The sequence below is a fragment of the Streptomyces viridosporus genome (assembly GCF_002078235.1).
GTDB lineage: Bacteria > Actinomycetota > Actinomycetes > Streptomycetales > Streptomycetaceae > Streptomyces > Streptomyces viridosporus.
Map to the genome: position 1 here is coordinate 13,399 of NZ_MSGP01000235.1, position 18,431 is coordinate 31,829.

Here is an 18,431-nt window from a genome sequence, read left to right on the forward strand (position 1 = left end):
CCACCGGCACCGCCAACGGTCATTGTCTACGATTCCGGGCCCGGGCGCGCGGTGCGGGACAGCCGCGCACCGCGCGCCGGGATCACCGTCAATCGGCGAGGGGACCCGTTCAGTTGACGGCCAGGACCGCCGTGTTGTTCGTGGTGTCCGGGTCGAACTCGAACTCGCCGAACTCGGGATGGATGCTCACGGCACCGGTCGTGCCGGGCACCACGGTATCGATCCGCAGCGAGAAGGCGTACGAGCGTTCCGTGTCCTCCAGCACCCAGTACGGCAGGCGGCAGTCGTAGCGCGGGGCGCCCGTCTGCCGCGGGTAGAAGTCGCCGGAGAGGGTGCGCGGGATGCAGCCGGACGGAACGCCGGTGACCGTGGTGCCCCGGGGAACGATCAGCCGGACGTTGGCGACCGAGTCGCCGGAGACGATGTTGCCGAGCCAGCCGGGACCGTTGTTCTTGAACGTGAGCCGGGCCGTGACCGTCTCACCCGCCGCACCGGAGACCGCGTCGCCGGTGACCGAGAAGTCGGCGGCGTTGTCGGCCGCGATCAACAGCGCTGTGTAGTTGTCGTCCCACCGCAGGTCCTCGGCGCCGCCGCCCGGGTCGACGCTGATGTCGAGCCGCTCCTGCAACGCGTGCCGGGTGAGCTTCACCTTCAGTGGCTCGGGCAGCTCGAAGGTGTCGCCCGGCGCCAGCTCCTGGTCGAAGGAGCAGGTGACGTGGGTCCTCGGCGCGTAATCGTCACCGCTCGTCCGGGAGTACGTGCAGGCGTCGTACCGGGTCAGCTCCTCCAGCCCGTACGAGGCCTTCAACGTGAGCGTGAAGCCGTGCGCGGTCGAGTCGCCGTTGTTGGTCAGCTCGAAGGGGATGGTCTTCTCGTCGCCGGGTGCGGTGTGCTCGATCGGGGCGATGTCGGCGATCGCCAGGTCGGGTCCGGTGGCGACGGTGAGCGTGGTGTCGAAGCTGTCGTGGGGCGCGACGAGCGTGCCGGAGGGGCCGCCGGTGGCCGTCGCCTCGTAGGTGATCCTGCCCTGCGCCCCGACCGCCGCGCCGTCGGCCGCGCGGACGACGAGACGGATCTGCTCGCTGTAGTCGGGCCCGATGACGGGCACCTCCGGCACGTGGCACACGGCGGTCGTCCCGCTCGGCGCACAGTTCTCCGGCCAGGTCACCTCGGCGACGCCGGCGAGCCCGGAGATGTCCACGGTGACCTTGCCGTCGGTGACCGTGAAGTTGTTGTTGTCGTGGTAGAGGCCGATGTCGAGCGGGCGGGACTGCGGCCCCCCGCCGTTCGCACCGAGCGGCAGGGTCTGCTCGTACGGCGGATTGATCCACAGCTGGTCGGTCTGCGGCTCGTCCGCGAACGCGGGTGCGGCGAGACCGGCCGTGAGCAGGCCGGCCGCCGCGGTGACACAGGCTCCGAGGCGCACTGAACGCCCGACGGAGACAGGTCTCATGGTTTCCCCCAGGGGTGTGGGCGGATGAGTGGTGCACCGAAGTCTTCGGTATACCGGTTAAATGATCAAGAGGGGGCGAAGTGGCCTTGCTGACTTGCCGAGTGAGGGTCCGTCAGTTCTGGTGGCCTGCCGCAGGTACTTCCGCTCACCGTTGATCCTCATGAAGGCCTCGTCCGGGTGTTGTGCGACGGCGACGCGGACGACACGAGCGATCCCCCTGCCCGGCACGATCGACTCCAAGACCATCCCAGGCCGGTCGGCCGACGTGGCGGCACCGTTCACCAGGTACCGCGCTCGACAGGCTCAGGGGCCGGGAGCACGCTGGTGTACGGGGGGACGGACCAAGCCCTCGGAATCACGGAAGGGGGTCGGACGATGTCGAAGCGCACCCGCAAGAGGAAGTGGCGTCAGCACCGCGCCAATCACGGGCACCGCCCCGCGTGACATGCCCCGGCGTCCACAGCGCGGCTCCCCGGTGGCATGGTCGAACGTCCTGAATCGGACGCTTTCGGACAGGCGGACTCGCGCACCGCCGGGGAGCCGCGCGCCCGTTGTCGCGTGCGGTGCGCCGGTGCTGGGACGGGTGCGCCGTCTCGGTGGCGCGGGTCGGCCGCCGAGCGTGACCCTGGCTCGGTGTCGGCACGCGAGGGCCCTGGTGGAGCCGCGGGAGGTCGGCTGATCGAGGCGCCCGGTTCCGGCACATCAACGCCACGGTCCGGCGGTTCCTGCCTCAAGGGCTGCCGGTGGTGAGCGTGGATGCGGAGAAGGAGCCGATCGTCGTCCGGACGGGCCGCACCTACCGCCCCACGGGGGCGCCGATCACGGCCCCGGACCACGACTGCGTGCACCCCGACGCCCCCATCGCAAGCACTACAGCGACCCGATCGAACGCGACCGGATGTGCCCTTTCAGTCTCGTGCTTCGACCTCACGCCAGAAGGCGTCGACGCGGGCGTTGAACACCTTCGGCACCTCCTGGAAGGGCTGATGTGCCTCTCCGGGCAGCACCTCGAACTCGGCGCCCGGAATCCTCTCGGCGACCACGCGACCGAGGCGCGGTGGGGCGGCGACGTCGAGCTCGCCGGCCAGAACGAGCGTCGGCGCGGTGATCTCTGTCAGCCGGTCGAGCGTGTCGTGGTCGGCGAACGAGGCGATCTGGCGCTGGAAGGCGTCGACGGACTGCGGGTGGGGAAAGGCCAGTGTGTCCTCGATGATCCGGTCGACCGTGCCGTCGGCGTGTGCACGCGGTGTGTAGACCCACAGGAAGAACGCCTCGAGCATGGCGCGCTCGCTCGGGGCACGCTCGGCCATCCAGTGCCAGAAGCGTGCCATGGCGCGGAAGTAGGCGTCGGGTTGAGCGCATGTGCTCATGAGGACGAGACTGCGGACGAGGCCGGGGTGCCGCAGCGCCAGCTCTTGCGCGATAAAACTTCCTCCCGAGAAACCGGCGACATGGGCGGTCGGGATCTGAAGCGCCCGTAGCAGTGCGGCGGCGTCGTCGGCCATGTGGGGCACCGAGAGAGGCCCTTCGGGCAGCGGCGTGCGTCCGACGCCGCGGTTGTCGAAGGCGGTGAGCCGGTAGCGGTCCGCAAGTCCGTCGAACTGGGGCTGCCATACCTCAGCGGGATCACCGAGCCCTGCGATGAGCAGGACGTCGGGTCCCTTGCCCCGGCGCTCGAACCAGATGTCGACGCCACCGGCGTTGATCATTTCGCCCATCTTCAGCCTCCTGGTCGGCTGATTCCGTCATGGACCTGTGCACACCTGCCGCGGTGCCGGAGGCGACGGGCTCGTCCGGGGAAAGGACATGGACGACGGCGTGCCCGCAGCACCGGGAGGCGGGTTCCGTTGCCACCGTCCCACAGGCCGTAGAGGCCCGCACCGCACCGTCGCCGCCGGTGTCGCGGAACGCGTCGTGACTTTCGCGCAGTCCCTGTGACCCTCGTGGTGGTCGCCTCCTGCGTCCTGCGCCCCGACCGGAGACCAGCCGTAGCCGCCCACCCGGGCGACGAGCCGGGAACGGGCGGAGAACACCCCCTGCGAGCCGGCCGGCCGCCGTCAGACGGAGGCGGATCCGTCGGACTCTTCCGTCGCCCTGAATTCCACGGCGACGACGCCGTCGACACGCCGGCACAGTTCCTCCAGCACGGAGACGGACACGTCCTGCGGGAGCCGGCCGCTGAGGACGACGTGTCCGTGGGCCACCTCCACCTGCATCGACGACGGAGCCAGGCCGAGGGTCCGGACCAGCGCCTCCTCGATGATCTCGGTCCGGATCGCCCGGTCCTTGCGCAGGAAGACCCGCAACAGGTCACTCCGGCTGACCAGTCCGATCAGCCGCCCTCCCTCGTCGACCACCAGGAGCCGCTTGACGCCGTGCCGGGCCATCGCACGGGCGGCGTCGACGACGCTCCAGTTCTCCCGCGCGCAGACGGCGGGCGATGTCATCAGCCCGGCCGCGTCGATGGCGGACGCCTTGGCCCCGGCGGGCCGGGACCCCTCCCCGTGTCCCATGACCTCGTCCGGGTCCCCGCCCCACATCTTCTGCAGGAGGTCCGCCTCCGACACCACCCCCACGGGCCGGTCCTCCGCGTCCACGACGGGCACCGCGGTGATGTCGTAGTCCTGCAGCAGGTGGGCGATCTCCTTGAACGGCGTGCCCCGCTGGACGCGGACCACGGCGTCGCTCATCAGGTCGCCCACCTTCTGGTGCTTCATCGTGCATTTCCTCTCCGGTGCCGGCCTGCGCAGGCCGGCACCCGTCCTTCTCTCCAGGGGAAACGTCCGGCGGGCGGCAGGGGTGCCCGTACCGTCCGCCGGTGCGCGCCGGTCCCACAGCCTTCCGGCCCCGACCAGCGTGCCGAACGGCGGCCCGAGGGCGCCCCGCGGCGCGCCCTCACACCCACATCTGCCATGGCTTCCGATCGCCCTCACGTCGGAGAGATCGCTCCGGTGCGGGCCCCCGGGGGACACGGGCGTCACCCGATCGGAGGGGGCTCTGGGGGAGGCACCCGGCGGTGCCGGGCGAACCCTTGACGGACATCGCCCGGGGCCGCAGCCAGCACCCGGGCGCCCGGCCCTGCTTCCGCGGCATCGAGCAACTGCGGTGCCGGACGGGCGCACAGTGGGGCGAAACTTCCGGCACAGGCGGCACCCTGGCCCGCCCGTACCAGTCGCTCGCTCTCGCCGAAGCCCACTCGGGTGGCTCCGCCGCGGGTGCTTCGGCGCGCGGTCGGCACCTGCCGGAGCGAGCAACGGGTGTCCAGCAGAATGACTCCATGGCCTCCCCTTCCAGAACCCGCACCGGTGCCGACGGCGATCCGATACGGATACGTCTCGCGGCGGCAGCGGCCGCGTTGGTGATCGTCGGCATGGGGCTGGGTCTCCGGGCGACCACAGGGGGAGGGGTGGCCAAGTACGGCGGGGACGCTTTGTACACGCTCCTGTTGTTCGCCCTCGTCATTCTGGTGGCGCCGAGGTCGACACCGCTGAAGGCCGGTGGAGTCGCCCTGGCCGTGAGCTGGGGCGTCGAGTTCTTGCAGCTCAGTGACCTGCCGGCGGAGCTCTCCCGGCACAGTACGGCCGCCCGCTTGGTCCTCGGCTCCACCTTCGGCGCACCGGACCTGTTCTGGTATGCGGTCGGCGCGGTGGTCGGCTGGCTCGCCGTGCGCCTGGCGCACGGCGCAAAAACGCGGTGCGCCGCGGCCCGGGGAGGTTCCGCGTCATCACTGCCCGGTGGGTCCGGGCAGGACCGGCTCCCCAGGCCGTGCGGCGCCCGGGACGGTGCCGCCACGGCGGACCAGCGCCGCCAGGGACAGTGAACCCGGACCGAAGAACACCAGCAGCAGGAAGCCCCAGCAGAACAACGCCGGGGACAGACCGCCGTTCTGCAGCGGGAAGAGACCGTCCTTCTGGTGTTCGGTGAAGTAGGCGAAGGCCATGATTCCCGAGCTGAGGAACGCCGCGCTGCGCGTCGCCACGCCGAGGAGGACGAGGACACCGGCGACCAACTCGATCACCCCGGCGTACCAGAACGGCCAGTCGCCCACGGGGCTGGCCTTCCGGCCCAGTAGCCCGAAGACGGTGGCGGCGCCCTCGCTGGTGAACAGCAGGCCCAGGACGATACGGAACAGGCCCAGGACCAGAGGCTGGTGCCTCGTCAGCCGGTCGTTCAGGCGCGTGGTGCTCATCGGTGCGGTCTCCTCGGATCGGTGAGTGTCTTCCCGCACTTGGTACGTGCTCGCGCCGTGGTCGGCTCAGCGGAAGTCCCTGCCCGCAGTGGGAAATTCACCGACGGGGAAAGACCGGCGACGGCTTCGGCGCTGATGCCCGGAGGGGACGTGGGGGGTGCCTCCGGGAGCCGTCCACGAGTTCGCCGGGCTCGTGCTCGTGACCGAGACCTGGATGACCCACGACGGCGCGGCCGTCCCCGTGTGGTCCGAGGTGGGGCCGGAGACCCTTCGGGCGAGGATCGACACGAAGACACCGTGCCGATCGACGAGGCATTCGCCATCGTGGAGCACATGGCCGGCACGGGACCGTGGCCCGCGGGCGCGCGCCGGGTGAGCGATCGCTGAAACAGCGGGCTGTCGCGGGTCCGTCCGGGGAAGGCCGTTGGGGACACCCGGTCACAGCCAGCCGGAACGCTGTGCCTGCAGGGCCATCTGGAAACGGTTCGCCGCGCCGAGACGGGCCATCAGGATCTGGAGGCGGCGGAACAACGTACGGCGGCTGATGCCCAGTTCGCGGGCGATGATGTCGTCCGTCGCGCCGCCGGCGAGGAGGCGCAGCAGGCGACGGTCGGCGGGTGGGAGCCCGGCGGAGCGAGTGGTGCGGCCGTGGAGGGGGAGGGCGTTCTGCCATGCCTGCTCGAACAGGGCGGTGAGCGCGGAGAGCAGGCCGCAGGGCTGCACCACCAGCATGGTGTTGTGCACGTCCGCTTCCTTGATCGACAACGACACCAGCGCGTACGCCTCATCGATGATCAAGAGCTTGACCGGCACCGACGGCAGCACCCTCGCCTGCTCGCCCGCCTCGATGCAGGGTTCGATGACGTCCTTCAGGTGGCCGGGATGCTCCAGGGACTCCCGTGAGTAGACGACGCGCTGCGTCACCCCGCGGGCCAGCGTCGCCAGGGCGTCGTCGGTGGCGCCGGCCAGAGGGACGTACGGCGGGGACTCGAACTGCCGGATCTGCTCGCGGGCGCTGGCCCACGCGTGGCGCATCCTCGGACCGACGGCTTCGCCGGTGACGACCTCGACGATGTTGTCGTTGTACGCGGCGAGCCGCTCGCGCCGGAACGACTCGAACGCGCCTTTGACGGCGATGCGTGATTCCTCGAGTTCGGCCGCCCGGTGCCGGGCGAGGATCTCCAGGCCCGCGGCGGGCGGCACCGGGGCCACCACGTCCCCGTCCCCGGCTGCGGCGCTGGCCAGTCCGGCGTCGGCCAGTTCGCCGTACGCCGCGGCGAGCTCGGCCCCGCCCAGCCCGGCCGCCGCGCCGATCGCGCCGAGCGGAGCGGGGGCCAGCTCCAGCAGGGTCAGGTAGACCCGGCACGCCGTGTGATCGAGCCCCAGCATCCGGAGGGCCTCGCCGAGTTTCGAGTGCACCATGGGGCACATTATCGACGTTTCCCATCGGACCCTGTGGCCGATCTGTGCCACTGGCACTCTTCGGCCCCGGCGCCCGCCGTGCGGCGGTACCGTCCGGAAGCCGCCACGGACCGGCGGTGCCGAAGAACCTCATGGAAGCCCCATGGGATCCCAACGGAAGAAGGTGCACGGCGTGGCGAACCGTCGGAAGAACGGCCTCTACCCGGAGATCTCCGCAGAGCTGTCCGCTCTGATGCGGACGGGCTGGGCGGACACCGAACGACACGATCTCCAGCTCGCCGAGCAGGCCCCGTACGCGGCCCGCCGCCGCGCCGCGCTCTCCGCGCGGTTCCCCGGCGAACGCCTCGTGATCCCCTCGGGGAACCTCAAGGTCCGCTCGAACGACGACACCTACCCCTTCCGTCCGTACACGGGCTACGTGCACATGACCGGCGACCAAGTCCGGGACGGCGCACTCGTCCTAGAACCCCGCGCGGACGGTGGCCACGACGCCTACTGCTACCAGTTGCCGCGGGACAGCAGGGAGGACGACGAGTTCTGGACGGGCGCCCACGCCGAGCTGTGGACGGGCCGGCGCCGCTCACTCGCCGAATCGGAGCGCGTACTCGGCCTGCCGTGCCGCGACGTCCGCACCGCGGCTGCCGACCTGGCCGCCACCTCCGGCCCGCCGACCCGGATCGTCCGCGGGATCGACCCCTCCCTCGAGGCCGCCGTCACCACCCACCCGGAGCGGGACGCCGAACTGGAAGAAGCGCTCAGCGATCTCCGCCTCGTCAAGGACTCCTGGGAGCTCGGGGAACTGCGCAAGGCGGTGGACTCCACCGTGCGCGGCTTCACCGACGTCGTCAGGGAACTCTCCCGGGCGATCGCGTCGTCGGAGCGGTGGATCGAGGGCACCTTCTTCCGCCGGGCACGCCTCGAGGGCAACGCGGTGGGCTACGGCTCGATCTGCGCCGCCGGTGAGCACGCCACGATCATGCACTGGACGGACAACGACGGCCCGGTGCGCCCGGGAGACCTGCTGCTGCTCGACGCCGGCGTGGAGACGCACTCCCTCTACACCGCCGACGTCACCCGCACGCTGCCGATCAGCGGCACCTTCACGCCCCTGCAGCGCGAGATCTACGCGGCGGTGTACGAGGCCCAGGAGGCCGGCATGGCGGCGGTCAAGCCGGGCGCCCCGTACCGGGACTTCCATGAGGCGGCCCAGCGACACCTGACGGCGCGGCTGGTCGAATGGGGCTTCATCGAGGGCCCCGTCGACCGCGCGTACGAACTCGGCCTGCAGCGCCGCTTCACCATGGCCGGCACCGGTCACATGCTGGGTCTGGACGTCCACGACTGTGCGCAGGCCCGCACGGAGGACTACGTCGACGGTGTGCTGGAGCCGGGCATGTGCCTGACCGTCGAACCGGGCCTGTACTTCCAGGCGGACGACCTGACGGTGCCCGAGGAGTGGCGCGGCATCGGCGTCCGGATCGAGGACGACCTGGTGGTCACCGAGAACGGCCACGAGAACCTGTCGGCGGGCCTGCCACGCGCCGCGGACGAGGTCGAGGCATGGATGGCGCGCTTCGCGGGCTGAGGGCCATGAGGACGGCGGCTTCTCCGGGTCCTCCGGGTCGATTCACCGGACGCGACGGTCGAATGCGATCCGGAGGACGGTGTCGCGCAGGCCGGCCGACAGTCCCGTGTCCTGAGCGATCTCCCTCCTCCGGGTGCCAACTCGACGCCGGTCTTGAATGTCGAGCGGTCGGTTCGTAGCGGGGGTGAGGCGGCCCTCGACGGCGTGGAGGACGAGCCGGCCTTCCGGAGTGAGGGTGTCCAGGTTCTCGTGCGGCAAGCTGAAGCCGACGCCGCGCTCACGCAGTTCGCTGACGATGACGAAGCCCGCCACGCCCAGGCCGTGACCACCCGAGGTTCGACGAAGGCGGCCGGCATCCCGCTCGCACCGTCAGCGTTCCGTGGCCGTCTTCTCGGCTTCCTCCTGCCGCGCCTTGTTCTTGGCCTTTTCCGTCTTCTTGACCTGGCCGGGCGGTCGGTGCGGGGTCTCGGTCGCTGTGCCGTCCGGCGTTGCTGCCACGGACGTGTCCGTGTCGCTCGGTGTGGCTCGTGCCGTTTTGGTTGCAGAGCCGGGTGTGTCGGTGTCGACGGCGGATTTGTGGCCCGGGCCGTGGGGAGTGGGGCCGACGCTCTGTCCGGGCGCGTCGTCGGGGAGTGTGCCGACAGAGGGACTGTGGTCAGGGGACGGTGTTGTCGCAGGAGCCGTGGCCGCCTCCTCCTGCCCTGCGCCGCCAGGAGAATCCGGCTTTCCGGCGGGGGCACTCGTGGCCCTGGCCGTGCTTCGGTCATCGACCTTCTGCCCTGCGCTGTCAGAAGGATCCGGCTTTCCAGTGGGGGTACTCGTGGCCCTGGCCGCGCTTCGGTCATCGCTTGGTGGGGCAGAGGCGTCGGTGATGGCGAAGGCGGTTGCCATGACAGCGGCGACCGCAACGGTCGCGCCGGCCACAAGGGTGCGCCCACGCGCGGGCATGGCGCGGGGGGCAGTCTGATCCCTGTCGGGCAGCGGATTCATGTGCGTGCGGTCGGCCGTCCGCGACGGTCCGTGGCTGGCGACGAGGCTCGTGGCGTGCGCCGACGGACCGGCTTCAAGATGTGCTGTCTCGGCCAACGCCGCCAGTGTGCGGGCGCAATCGCGGGCTGTTGGACGGTTCTGCTCGTCCAGGGCTGTCATATCCCGCAGCAGGGAGGCCAGTTGTTCCGGCAGGCACTGGGGCAGGACGGGTTGGCGGTGCAGTCGTGCGATGGCGGCTTCGAGGGGGCCACCGTCGTACTCGAGCCTGCCCGTGAGGCATTCGAGGAGCACCAGGCCGAGAGCGTACACGTCGGCCGGCCGTCCGACGGACTGGCCGAGGACCTGCTCGGGGGAGAGGTAGGCGGCGGTGCCGATGAGCGTACCGGTGGCGGTGCGGGTGGTGGCATCCAGCAGTCGGGAGATGCCGAAGTCGGTCAGGTAGGGACGGTGGGAAGCGTCCAGGAGGATGTTGGACGGTTTGACGTCTCGGTGGACGATCCCTGCTTCGTGTGCGTGAGCCAGTGCGTGGGCCAGGTCGACGCCGAGTGCGGCAGTCGCTTCGGGTGACAGCGGGCCCTCGGAGATGCGGTTCTTCAGAGTGTCGCCTTCGATCAGTTGCATGACCAGGAAGACACGTCCGTCGTGCTGCCCGGCGTCATAGGCGGTGACGAGTCCGGGGTGGTGCAACCGGGCCAGGATCACTGCTTCGCTGTGCGAGTTCTCCTCGATGTCGATGCCGGTATCGGGTCGAAAGACCTTGACCGCCACCGGTCGCCTCAATCGCAGATCGAAACCTCGATAGACGTCCGCGGCGCCACCCGAACCAAGGAGATCGTCCAGACGGTACCGGCCGCTCAGTATCTCGGCCGAACACCGGGAAGCCATGGCCCGAGCCGATTCACGAAGCCTCATTCCCTCTCCCACTGCATCGAGGTGCGAATGCTCCTGGCGAGCCGTGGTCGACGCGCCACCGGACGCAGGTACCCATGAAGAGCTGCAATACCCCCGGTACAGCACCGCGACGGCACACCGCGAGGCTAAACCGGCGCCCGCCGGGCCCCGCCGACGTGCCGGCTTCCCGAACACGACGATGCCCTCGCACCCGGGACGGCCGGGCGCCGACCCGCCCCGCCAAGGCGAGGCCGACCGCAGCTGGAGCAGGACGCAGCCGCTCCGTTCGCTGAACGGGACGGCAGGTCAGGCCCGGTACCTGCTCGACGCGGGTACGTCGCTCGCACTCGGCGTTCCGACAGGTGGACCGACGGATCCGCAGCCGGAGGACAACGCTTCGCCCGGCGCTGGGCACATCAGCGGGGAAGAGCAGGTAGGAGCAGTGAACCCGGCTGGACCAGATGCCACACCCCGGGCAAACGGCGCTCGTCGGGGTGCACTGCGCGGCACCGCGCACTTTCGTGATGCCCGCGTCCACCGACGGCCACGGGTCGGAAGCCGGGTGAGGGAACCCCCGTCCCGAGTCCACACGGATCGCCCCGCGCCGGGAATGAGAGCCGTGGGTCAGGACGGGGGCTGGAGGACCGTGTCGATGATGTAGATGGTGGCGTTCGCGGCCTTGATGTTGCCGCAGACGATGTTCGCCTCGTCGTTGACCTTGAAGTCGGTGCCCGAGCCCGACGTGGTCAGCTTGCTGCCCTCCACCGTCGTGAAGGAGCCCTTGGGGAGTTCGTTCGGGGTGATCTGCTGGTCCACGACGTGGTAGGTCAGCACCTTCTTCAACTGCTCCTGATTGCCGAGCAGCGAGTCGAGCTGCGACACGGTCACCTTCTGGAAGGCCTGGTTGTTGGGAGCGAAGATGGTGACGTCGGGTTTCCCGTCGAGGGTGCCGATCAGGTTCGCCCTGGCTGCGGCTGCGACCAGCTGGCTGAGTTGTGGGTAGGCGGCCGCGGCCTCTACGACCTTGTCCTTGGACGTGTCGGCCTTCTGGGAGATCGCCGAACAGCCGGGGCCGAACGTCCCCGACGGGCTGGGAGACGCATCCTGTGCGTGGCTCTGCGCCGCCAGACCTCCAAGCGCGAGCGGGATGGCGACCACAGCTGCCGCGGCGGCTTTTGCTGTACGCGTGCGGGTGAGCCTCATCGCAACCTTCCTCCCGTGGAGGCGTGAACACTGCAGAGGTTTGAACCGCGGAAGCCTTCGTTTCCGCTGGGCGGGGTGGGGGCGGCTGCTGCGCCCGGCCTCGGGGCATCATCACCCGGCTACTCAGCGAGCGTAGCGACAGGTGCCGGTGACCGCATCTCGAAGCCGGGACGCGGTGAACGCCCCGCCCTGCTGGACCTCGGCCCACCGGGTTCGCCGTATCGACGCCTTCAGACACTGCAGCCGACGTCTGGGCGACCGCCCGCACGAGACGATCTAAACGTCCTGATTGATCCGGGTATTGGGGGTTCCGGGGCGTTGTCGAGTTGCCCATGAGCAGGATGGGTGATGGGGCATCAGGTCGAGGTGGTCCGCTCATTTCATGGTGGGCGGGGTTGGTCGGCGGTGTGCACAGTGACGGCATCGGTCTGCAGGCGGGTGGTGCCGGTGCCGGTGAGTGTCGCGCGCAGGGTGGGGTCGAGGAACTGGTGGAGCGCGCCTGGGCGTGGTGGTGGCGGTCGCGACGCCGGTGAGGGCACGGCTCAACAGCAGACAGCCCGGCGGCCGCGCGGTGCCCGACGCTCAGCCCCGAGCTCGGCGTCCGAACGGCAGCGCCCGCCTTGAGGGTGGGGGTGGGCGTTTGCCGGTTCACCGCCTCCGCTCGTCCGGACGGCCACCCCGCCACTCGATCAGGGGGCCTTCCGGGGTCACGAGATGCCATACCCGCCCGGCGTGGCCATCATGGTCATCCAGGCTCCGGCCCGGCCGGCAGGGAAGGGTGATGACCATGGAGCTGTTCCCGCCGATCCCGCTCGCCGAGTGGCGCGACACCAAAGAGACGCTCCATCGCTTCGCGCAGATCGTCGGGAAGGTCCGTCTCGCCGCCAGCGCCCGGCGCAACCACTGGTGGAACGTCCCGTTCCACCTCACGGGGCGCGGCATCACGACTCGTCCGATGGGACAGGTCGACGGCAACCCGATCTTCACGGTGGACTTCGACTTCGTCGCGCATCGGCTGGTTGTTTCGACTCTGGACGGCCGGGAGATCTCCCTCCCGCTCATCGGCCGGTCCGTGGCGTCCTTCCACGACGCGGTCATGGACTCGCTGGCCGCGCTGGGCATCCGGGTGCGGCTCGACGTGCCCAGGCCCTTCGACCTGCCCGACTCCGGTCGGCCGTTCGCCGAGGACGCCGAGCACGCGACTTACGACCCCTCGCAGGCCAACCGCTACTGGCGGGTGCTCAGCCAGGTGGCATCGGTGCTGGAGGAATTCGCCGCGGGGTACTCGGGGAAGGTGAGCCCGGTGCACCACTTCTGGCACACCTTCGACATCGCGCACAGCCGGTTCTCCGATCGTCACATCGAGCAGCCCGAGCGGATCGACCCGGTCACCCGGGAGGCGTACTCCCGGGAGGTGATCAGCTTCGGCTTCTGGTTCGGAGACGACACCTTCCCCGAGCCCGCGTTCTACTCCTACACCGCTCCGGAGCCGGCGCACCTGGCCGAGGAGCCGCTCCGGCCCGCGGCGGCACACTGGATGGCCCGGAACAACAGCCACTTGGCCGTACTGCGGTACGACGAGGTCCGCACCGAGGCCGACCCGCGTGCCACCGTGCTCGCCTTCTACGAAAGCGCCTACCGGGCCGGTGCCCGACGCGCCGGATGGGAGACCGAGCCACTGGCGTGCCCGGGCGGGGTGACAGACCCGCAACTGCGGTCCCGCAGGCCCGATCCCGCTTCCGGCTGAGGTCCGGCAGCAGCCGCGAATCCCGCGCCTGCGTGGCCACCCGGGCGCCGCCCCGTTCAGATGTCGGTGCGCGCCAGTTCGCCCTTGAGCAGACCTGTCGCCTGGCCCACCTCGATGAGGTAGCCGTCCGGATCGCGCATGTAACAGCGCAACTCGGCACGACGGTCGATGGGCGGGGTGAGGAACTCCGCCCCCTTCGCGACGGCCGTGTCGTGGAAGCGGTGGATGTCGGCCACTCGCACGTTCAGAAAGCTGGAGGCGGTGTGGGGGTCGTCCGGTGGGCGCAATACGACGTCGGGCTTGTCGTCGGTGGGACCGCCACCGGGGTTCATGATGATCCAGCCGTTGGCGACCTTGATGATGCAGGGGTTCTCGTCCAGCACCACCGTTCCCCCCAGCACGTCGGCGTAGAACGCCCGGGAGCGCGGCACGTCGGAGACGGTGAGGAAGTGCGTGAGCACCAGCCCCTCGATCGGCGCAGGGAGATCATCCCGATTCATCCTCTGCTCCCACTCGGGATCGGCGGCGAGGCAGGCCGCGCGGCGGACCGGAGCCGCGCCGGGAAACTGCCGGTCGCGGGCACACTCCCCGTCGGTGCGTAGTCGGTCATGCACCAAGAGTAGGACTCGACCGGCCGGACGGCACCCGCACATCGGCCCCGCCCCCTGCCCGCTCCTGGCGGCTGCACAGCGGCCCCGGCTACCGCACTACCGCCGCCGGCGACGTGCAAGGGCGGCTCCACCGCACCGGCCGTGGGACCGACGAACGCTTCCCACGGCGCGGGGAGCCGCAGCGCGTACCGTTCGCGCAGCACCTCGTACGTGCTCGACGTCGAGGAAGCGGAGGACACGCCCGTGCCTCCCGGTATCGCCCCCTCAGGCCCCGCGCGCAAGGCCCACCAGCGGTGCGGCCGGGACAGTGCGCCGGGCCGCGCGGCGGTGCCGGTCGTAGACCTCTTGCAGGATCTCGCCGCACTCGGCACGCCGCAGCAGCTCGACCGAGCCCGTGTCCGTTCAGGTCACCGGGGCGCCGGCTGTTCCGCGTGCCCGGGGGAGGGCGGGGGCGGACTGGTGGCGCGATGGCGCCAACCTCACCCGCGCCGAGCCGGGCGGTGTACGGGACCTGATGGGAGGTCAGTTGAATGACCAGCAGGTTCGGGAGACGGCGTCGGCGCCCTGGGCGTACCGGTGGCCGCCGGCCCCGGCGCCAAACGGATGTTCCCGCTGTTGCTCGGAATCAGGTTGCTGGAGGATTACTGAGCCCAGTCGCACGGAGGACCGCTCCCCATGCCCAAGCAATACCCGCCGGAGTTCCGGCGGAAGGTGCTCGACCTGATCGCTGCGGGCGGCCGTGTCGCACAGATCGCCGCGGATCTCGACATCAGCGACCGGACGATCTACACATGGCGGCGCCAGGAACTGATCGACGTCGGCCGGCTTCCCGGGACGACCAGCGCCGACAACGCCGAACCGCATGCGGTGCCGCGGCGGATCGCCGAGTGGGTGTCCGTGCCCCGCACCCCGCTCGCACACCTCCCCTTCGAGGAAGCCGGGACCGGCTCCGACGGTGCGGCGTTGCCCGCACACCCCGTCGTCGCCCCCGAACGGCGCCCGGACCCATCGGCCGAAGCTTCGCGGTCCCTCCATCCCGAGACATGGGGTCTGACGCACGCTGGAGGAGCGCTGCGCCTGGAGGGGAAGGCGCTCTCCAGCCTGGCGGATCGCTGGGGGAGTCCTCTCTTCGTCGTCCACGGCGCCCGGCTCGCCGAGAACGTCCGGCGCTTCCAGCAGGTGCCGCGGGGCCGGTCACTGGATGTCGAAGTCTTCTACTCCTACAAGACCAATCCGATCCCGGCCGTGCTCCAGAGGCTCTCGCGGCTCGGCGTCGGAGCCGAGGTGGTCTCTCCGTACGAGCTGTGGCTCGCCCTGCGGCTCGGGGTCGAGCCCGGAAGGATCATCTACAACGGCCCGGGCAAGACCCCGAGTGTCGTGCGCACGTTGGTCCGGAGCGGTCTGCTGCTCACCCATCTCAATCACCGCGAGGAGATCGCGCTCGTCGCACAAGCCGCCGCGGAACTCGGCAAGCGCATCGACGTGGGCCTGCGCGTGGCCACCTCCGACAGCTGGTCGGGCAAGTTCGGCGTCCCGATCGCCGGAGGGCAGGCGCTGGCGGCCTACGAGGAGGCCCTGGCGCATCCCTCGCTGCGGGTCGTCGGGTTGCACGCGCACCGCGGCGTGGCCATCGAGGACGCGGACACGTTGGAGCGTTTCGTCCGCGAGGTGCTGGAGTTCTGCGATGCGCTCCACGCCCGGCTCGGCCTCGACGTGAGGCTGCTCGACCTCGGTGGGAGCCTGGCGGTCCCGACGGTGCTGCCGCTCGACGCCTCACCGCTCCCGCTCGCCGAGCGGGTGGGACGCAGGCTTTCCATCGAACGCTACCTGGCGTTGCTCGTCGAGCAGGTCGAGGATCACTTCCGTCGCGTCGGCCGACCGGCGCCTCGTGTCCTGCTGGAGCCCGGACGCGCGCTGACCGGGAACACCCAGATACTGCTCTGCCGGGTCAACAGCCTCAACGCGTCCGGATCGGGGCCCGCGCACGCGATCCTGGATGCCGGCGAGAACATCGCCCACATCCTGCACCGCGAGTATCACGAGATCTTCCATGCCGAGCGGTGGGGCGAACCCCGGAGCGGGACCTACACGCTCGACGGCCCTACCTGCAGCCCGATGGACTGCCTGCGGCAAACCGTCGCGCTTCCCCCGCTCCGGGTCGGAGACACGCTCGCGATCATGGACGCGGGGGCCTATCTGGTCTCCTTCTCGAACTCCTTCTGCTTTCCACAGCCGGGCGTCGTGGTCCTGGACCAGGGCCGCGAGACGCTCATCCGTCGCCCGGAGACCTACGAGGACATGATCGCCAGGGACCTCCACGCGGACGAGGCCTTTTGATGACAGCCCCTTCGACGTTCGCGCATCCGCCGCCGGACGAGCCGTTCCGCGCGCTCCGTGGCAACGCCGTGATGCTCTCGCTCGGACGCGTCGAGGTGACGTACCCCGTCCCCGGACAGGTGCCGCGGATCGCCGTCGCCGGGCAGCCGCTGCCGATCGGGGACGCGCCGCCGGCCCAGGACGAGACGGCGTTCGCCCTGGCGGCCGGATCGGACAGCATCCTTGTCTCGGACCGCGACGAGAGGCTGGCGGTGCTCGTCCCACGCGACGGCTCCTCGCTGCTGGAGGCGCAGGCCTCCCTCTATGCCACGAGACCGGATCCCCGGCGCGCGGGCCACTTCCGTGTGACGGTCCACGGCGCGTCCGCTCGTACGGGTGCGCTGTACGTGGCTCAGGCCTTCGGGCACACGACGGGCTGGGTACCAGCCGTGCACGGAGCCCTCGCCAGGCTCCCGGAACCGATCCCGTTCACCGCCGCGATCCGGCGGCAGGAGGACGCGGCCCACGCTCGCCGCAAGGCCGAGAGCTCAGCGGGGCTCCATGTGATTCCGCTCCGTTACAGCGACTCGGAGTCGGCGACGATCACACCCTCCGATGTCGCCAACCTCTCGCGCCCGGAGCTCCTGAACCGCGAGGCGGCCCTCCTGTGGATCGCGGACAACCTCGAGCTCGCCCGGGCCGGCGCGGGCGCGGCCGCCATCGTCAATGACTGCCGGCCGGAGACCTGGATCCTGCACCAGCTCGCCGAGCACGCACAGCAGAAGGAAGTCCCTCTGCACGTCGTGCGCTACGCGTTCGAGGAGTTCCCGTCCCTGAGGCGGCTGGCGGGCCGGGACCGGGCGTCGAAGCCGGTGACGGGAGTGGCCGTGCTCCTGGCCGCGTCCACCCCGGCCATCCACACGCGGCGCGAGCTCCAGGACGCGTTGCACGCGTCAGGGACCGATCCGCGGCGCAATCCCTCGGCCGACTTCGAGGCCGCCAGCCGGGAGATCATGGCCCGCCTGCCTCGGAGCGGCACGATCTGGTATCAAGCCGTCAACTGGCGTGACCGGCTGTCGCTGGAGTCGGGCAAGCAGCCCTACGTGGTCGTCCCGCCGCTCGGCCAAGCCAGCGAGCTCTGCCCGGAGCAGGCCGCAGAGCGGGCCGGCGCCGTCCTGGCCCAGCGCTGGGCGGCGCTCCGGTACCTCTTCACCTCGCGAGACGCACGCGGCGTCGCGCTCGTGTCGCAGGGCAACGGCTTCTCCGCCCGCAGCCGCCAGCACTGGCGCACGATGCTGGCGCTGGCGGCGCGGATGGAGGAGACACAGTTCCTGTTCGCGGGCGGAAGCGCGGAGGACCGCGCGTGGCTGGCCCTCGAGCTCGAGCGCCGGCCACGCGCGAACGTGACGCCCCTCGGATGGATCAACGAGCACTGGAGCACGTTCCTCCGGGCCCTCCGCGCCAAACCGCGGGCGACTTTCGTCTGCCGCCCGGGCCTGAGCAGCATCGGCGCCGCGCTTGCGAACGGCGTCCCCCCGCTCCTCATGTCGCCCGATCCGCTGGCGGGGCCGGACGGAACCGTGGACGCGATCACGGCGGAGGTGGCCATGGAGCGCGCGGTCTATGCGTTCCAGCTCGAGCGGCTCTATGCCACCCAGTGCGCCGAGCACCCCGACTCGCCGCTGCCGGTCCTCGTGGACACGCTCGGCGACGATCAGCAGAAGGCACTGCTCACGCTGCGCCGTGCGGTGGAGCCGGACGTCCAGTCGCGCCAGCGGGCAGCGATCGACGGGTACTGCGACTGGTCGCGCGTCGCGCATCTCATCGCGAGCGTGCTCGCGCGCGAGGCGGTCTCCGGCGTGTTGCCGATGCAGGTCAAGCGCCGGGTGCGCGACCGGGAACTCCTGGTCCGTCACGAACCGTCCGGCGCGGGCCGAGGACGCCACGGTGAAGTGCGTCCGGGCCGGTTCGAGCACGAGCGACGCGCACGCGCCCCCCTTCCCGGGCACGGCTGAGGAAGAAGG

13 protein-coding genes and 3 pseudogenes are annotated in these 18,431 nt (G+C 70.6%); 6 read left to right on the forward strand and 10 right to left on the reverse strand.

Going from position 1 to position 18,431, the window contains the following annotated elements:
• Positions 1-109: 109 nt before the first annotated feature.
• Positions 110-1,453 (reverse strand): COG1361 family protein, encoded by a 1,344-nt coding sequence (locus B7L92_RS17365; RefSeq protein WP_081238505.1) that lies wholly within the window; start codon positions 1,451-1,453, stop codon positions 110-112.
• Between the two features lie 553 nt (positions 1,454-2,006).
• On the opposite strand from B7L92_RS17365, the pseudogene B7L92_RS43895 reads away from it, so the two are divergent.
• Positions 2,007-2,319: pseudogene (locus tag B7L92_RS43895) on the forward strand (ISAzo13-like element transposase-related protein); the annotation flags it as partial.
• Between the two features lie 42 nt (positions 2,320-2,361).
• Here B7L92_RS43895 and B7L92_RS17380 read toward each other — a convergent pair.
• Entirely contained in the window at positions 2,362-3,171 is an 810-nt protein-coding gene (locus B7L92_RS17380; protein WP_081238507.1) for an alpha/beta fold hydrolase, read from the reverse strand.
• A gap of 339 nt (positions 3,172-3,510) precedes the next feature.
• Complete coding sequence (locus B7L92_RS17385; RefSeq protein WP_081238508.1) at positions 3,511-4,170, reverse strand: CBS domain-containing protein; 660 nt, start codon at positions 4,168-4,170, stop codon at positions 3,511-3,513.
• Positions 4,171-4,730: 560 nt separating this feature from the next.
• On the opposite strand from B7L92_RS17385, the pseudogene B7L92_RS17390 reads away from it, so the two are divergent.
• Positions 4,731-5,129: pseudogene (locus B7L92_RS17390) on the forward strand (ribosomal maturation YjgA family protein); the annotation flags it as partial.
• Between the two features lie 48 nt (positions 5,130-5,177).
• Here B7L92_RS17390 and B7L92_RS17395 read toward each other — a convergent pair.
• Together B7L92_RS17395 and B7L92_RS17400 are read right to left on the reverse strand one after the other, a co-directional pair.
• Positions 5,178-5,642 (reverse strand): DoxX family protein, encoded by a 465-nt coding sequence (locus B7L92_RS17395; protein ID WP_081238509.1) that lies wholly within the window; start codon positions 5,640-5,642, stop codon positions 5,178-5,180.
• Positions 5,643-6,080: 438 nt separating this feature from the next.
• Entirely contained in the window at positions 6,081-7,064 is a 984-nt protein-coding gene (locus B7L92_RS17400) for a helix-turn-helix domain-containing protein (protein ID WP_174703976.1), read from the reverse strand.
• 142 nt (positions 7,065-7,206) lie between these two features.
• Between B7L92_RS17400 and B7L92_RS17405 the strand changes: the two genes are divergently transcribed.
• On the forward strand, positions 7,207-8,649 hold the full coding sequence (locus B7L92_RS17405) for an aminopeptidase P family protein (protein ID WP_255311014.1): 1,443 nt from the start codon (positions 7,207-7,209) through the stop codon (positions 8,647-8,649).
• A gap of 42 nt (positions 8,650-8,691) precedes the next feature.
• Here the strand turns inward: B7L92_RS17405 and B7L92_RS41400 are convergent, their stop codons facing one another.
• From B7L92_RS41400 to B7L92_RS17425, 3 genes are all read right to left on the reverse strand, one after another.
• Positions 8,692-8,961 (reverse strand): hypothetical protein, encoded by a 270-nt coding sequence (locus B7L92_RS41400; protein ID WP_081238511.1) that lies wholly within the window; start codon positions 8,959-8,961, stop codon positions 8,692-8,694.
• A gap of 57 nt (positions 8,962-9,018) precedes the next feature.
• Positions 9,019-10,524 (reverse strand): serine/threonine-protein kinase, encoded by a 1,506-nt coding sequence (locus tag B7L92_RS17415; RefSeq protein WP_081238512.1) that lies wholly within the window; start codon positions 10,522-10,524, stop codon positions 9,019-9,021.
• A gap of 630 nt (positions 10,525-11,154) precedes the next feature.
• Positions 11,155-11,733, reverse strand: coding sequence for a fasciclin domain-containing protein (locus B7L92_RS17425; protein ID WP_081238513.1), 579 nt, complete (start codon positions 11,731-11,733; stop codon positions 11,155-11,157).
• A 787-nt stretch (positions 11,734-12,520) separates the two neighbouring features.
• Between B7L92_RS17425 and B7L92_RS17430 the strand changes: the two genes are divergently transcribed.
• Positions 12,521-13,480 carry a DUF5996 family protein gene (locus tag B7L92_RS17430; protein ID WP_081238537.1) on the forward strand — a complete coding sequence of 320 codons (960 nt, stop codon included), beginning with the start codon at positions 12,521-12,523 and terminating at the stop codon, positions 13,478-13,480.
• 56 nt (positions 13,481-13,536) lie between these two features.
• Here the strand turns inward: B7L92_RS17430 and B7L92_RS17435 are convergent, their stop codons facing one another.
• Positions 13,537-13,980, reverse strand: a complete 444-nt coding sequence (locus B7L92_RS17435; protein ID WP_081238514.1) for a VOC family protein — start codon at positions 13,978-13,980, stop codon at positions 13,537-13,539.
• Positions 13,981-14,360: 380 nt separating this feature from the next.
• Positions 14,361-14,556: pseudogene (locus B7L92_RS42410) on the reverse strand (GNAT family N-acetyltransferase); the annotation flags it as partial.
• A 210-nt stretch (positions 14,557-14,766) separates the two neighbouring features.
• On the opposite strand from B7L92_RS42410, the gene B7L92_RS17445 reads away from it, so the two are divergent.
• Together B7L92_RS17445 and B7L92_RS17450 are read left to right on the forward strand one after the other, a co-directional pair.
• Positions 14,767-16,428 (forward strand): alanine racemase, encoded by a 1,662-nt coding sequence (locus B7L92_RS17445; RefSeq protein ID WP_081238515.1) that lies wholly within the window; start codon positions 14,767-14,769, stop codon positions 16,426-16,428.
• Positions 16,428-18,422, forward strand: a complete 1,995-nt coding sequence (locus tag B7L92_RS17450; RefSeq protein ID WP_081238516.1) for a hypothetical protein — start codon at positions 16,428-16,430, stop codon at positions 18,420-18,422. The genes B7L92_RS17445 and B7L92_RS17450 overlap by 1 nt, the downstream gene beginning before the upstream one ends.
• Positions 18,423-18,431: the final 9 nt, after the last annotated feature.